General features: G+C 65.6%; 1 protein-coding gene and 1 pseudogene. Both read right to left on the bottom strand.

The window, feature by feature from the left end; all coding sequences use genetic code 11:
• Positions 1-280: pseudogene (locus EN893_RS29500) on the bottom strand (hypothetical protein); the annotation flags it as partial.
• A 45-nt stretch (positions 281-325) separates the two neighbouring features.
• Positions 326-2,358 (bottom strand): phosphoribosylformylglycinamidine synthase subunit PurL (purL, locus tag EN893_RS29495; RefSeq protein ID WP_128362004.1); only part of this gene is annotated, 2,033 nt, incomplete at its 5' end.

The following is a 2,358-nucleotide window of genomic DNA, read 5'->3' as shown; positions in this document are numbered from 1 at the left end:
CGATATGCCTTGCCCGTGCCGGATCCGGCGCCAGGCGGTCCCACAGAACCAGGCAGATGATCGGGACCGCGTAGATGAGATTCTGCGCGATGAGCATGGGGATGGCGCCATTGGCCGCGGCAAGGAACTCCGCGCGCGTTTCCAGCCGCATGCACACCTCGCTCGAGGTTGTCGACAGCAGGAAAAAGACGAACGGTCCCAGGAACCAGAAGAAGAACAACGACGGCCAGAAGACGACTGCAATCAGCGCCCGACCAGCCAGTTTCCTGTGATTGATCATGAGTTTCCCGAAAAACCGTTCCCACTTTTCGGGATCATGCTCTCGTCAACTGGCCTGGTCCATGAAGCGGGGGAACCAGCCTTCGTGCGCCGCGGAGAGTTCGCTGACCGGGATTGCCCTGGCGTCGCCAAGCTTCAGCGCGCTGCCCCCGGTCGAGCCGATCCACGGCGCGAAGATGCCGAGTTCGCCCTGCTGCTTGCGAATGGCGTCCCATTCGTCACCATGCGGATCGATCGACAGCGTCAGGAGATAACGGCCCTGGTCCTCGCCGAACCAGACCGGGATCGGGTCGGTGCCGACAAGACCGGGAACGGCGGCGCCGATTCCGGACGCCATCGCCATCTCGGCAAGTGCAACGGCGACACCGCCATCGGAAACGTCGTGCGCCGCCGTGACGATGCCGGATGCGATGAGCGCGCGCACATGGTCACCGACGCGCTTCTCATGCTCGAGGTCGACCGGCGGCGGCGGGCCATCCGTGCGGCCGTGTACGTCACGCATATAGACCGATTGCCCGAGATGCGTTCCCCAGGACGCGGGTGCGCCGACCAGCAAGATCATCTGGCCCTCGGCCGCAAAGCCGGTCCGCACCATCTTCGACCAGTCGGCGATCAGCCCGACGCCGCCGATGGTCGGGGTTGGCAGGATGCCCTGGCCGTTGGTCTCGTTGTAGAGCGAGACATTGCCGGAGACGATCGGGAAGCCGAGCGCGCGGCAGGCGTCGCCGATGCCCTTCACCGCGCCGACCAACTGGCCCATGATCTCGGGCCGTTCCGGGTTGCCGAAATTGAGGTTGTCGGTGGCGGCCAGCGGCAGAGCGCCGGTGGCGGTCAAATTGCGCCAGCATTCGGCCACCGCCTGCTTGCCGCCCTCATAAGGGTCGGCCTCGCAATAGCGCGGCGTCACGTCGGAGGAGAAGGCGAGCGCCTTGGTCGCATGGCCTTCGACCCGGACCACGCCGGCATCGCCGCCTGGAAGCTGCAGCGAATTGCCCTGGATCAACGTGTCATACTGCTCCCAGACCCAGCGGCGCGAAGACAGGTCGGGCCCGCCGAGCAGCTTCAGCAGCGCGTCGGCAACGTCGGCTTGCGGAATGTCATTGGCGGCCAGCGGCGCCGGCTTTTTCGGCTCGACCCACGGCCGGTCATATTCCGGAGCCTTGTCGCCGAGATCCTTGATCGGCAGATCGGCGACCTGATCCCCCTGGTGCAGCACGCGGAAGCGCAGATCGTCGGTGGTCTTGCCGACGATGGCGAAGTCGAGCCCCCATTTGTGGAAGATCGCCTCGGCTTCCTTTTCCTTTTCCGGGCGCAGCACCATCAGCATGCGCTCCTGGCTTTCCGACAGCATCATCTCGTAGGCGCTCATGCGCTCTTCGCGCACCGGCACCTTGTCGAGATAGAGCTCGATGCCGAGGTCGCCCTTGGCGCCCATTTCGACCGCCGAGCAGGTGAGGCCGGCGGCACCCATGTCCTGGATGGCGATGACGGCGCCCGAGGCCATCAGTTCGAGGCTGGCTTCCAGCAGGCACTTTTCGGTGAAGGGATCGCCGACCTGCACTGTCGGGCGCTTCTCATCGATCTTGTCGTCGAATTCGGCCGAGGCCATGGTGGCGCCGCCGACACCGTCGCGGCCGGTCTTGGCGCCGAGATAGACGACCGGCAGGCCGACACCCTTGGCTTCCGACAGGAAGATCGCATCGGTCTTGGCAAGGCCCGCCGCGAAGGCGTTGACCAGGATGTTGCCATTGTAGCGGGCGTCGAAATTGACCTCGCCGCCGACTGTCGGCACGCCGAAGGCGTTGCCATAGCCGCCGACGCCGGAAACCACGCCTGAAACGAGGTGCCGGGTCTTGGGATGGTCAGGCGAGCCGAAGCGCAGCGCATTCATCGCCGCGATCGGCCGGGCGCCCATGGTGAAGACGTCGCGCAATATGCCGCCGACGCCGGTCGCCGCGCCCTGGTAGGGCTCGATATAGGACGGGTGGTTGTGGCTCTCCATCTTGAAGACGACGCAGTCGCCGTCGCCGATGTCGACCACGCCGGCATTCTCGCCCGGCCCCTGGATGACCTGAGGTC

The organism is Mesorhizobium sp. M7A.F.Ca.CA.004.04.2.1 (genome assembly GCF_004022825.1).
In the GTDB taxonomy this organism is placed as follows: domain Bacteria; phylum Pseudomonadota; class Alphaproteobacteria; order Rhizobiales; family Rhizobiaceae; genus Mesorhizobium.
This window is presented reverse-complemented; position numbering and strand designations above follow the sequence as displayed.